Source organism: Mesorhizobium sp. M1A.T.Ca.IN.004.03.1.1 (assembly GCF_003997555.1).
Classification (GTDB): Bacteria; Pseudomonadota; Alphaproteobacteria; order Rhizobiales; family Rhizobiaceae; genus Mesorhizobium.
This window is the reverse complement of sequence record NZ_RZTV01001099.1, coordinates 1-235: the sequence shown is the minus strand read 5'-3', so window position 1 is coordinate 235 and position 235 is coordinate 1. Positions and strand designations below refer to the sequence as shown.

Sequence of the window (235 nt, the reverse complement as noted above, 5' to 3'; positions counted from 1 at the left end):
ATGCTCGCCTCGCGCTCGATCTGCAGCAGGATGTTGCGCCATGTCATGCCGGCGAAACGCTCGCCCATTTCCTCGACGCCGATCGGGTAGCCGGCCTCCGTCAGCAGCGCGGATTCGACTTCCGCCGCGATGATTTCGGAATCGACGAGAACGCCGTCGCAGTCGAAGATGATGGGGTCGAAGCCGTCCATATGTTCACGCCTTGCTGAAATCTGGGCCGAAAGCCTGGGTCTTG

The 235-nt window shown here is 61.3% G+C and carries 1 pseudogene; it reads right to left on the bottom strand.

The features are described 5' to 3' along the window. Window positions 1–191, bottom strand: a pseudogene (locus tag EOD29_RS35085) (HAD family phosphatase); the annotation flags it as partial. Window positions 192–235: the final 44 nt, after the last annotated feature.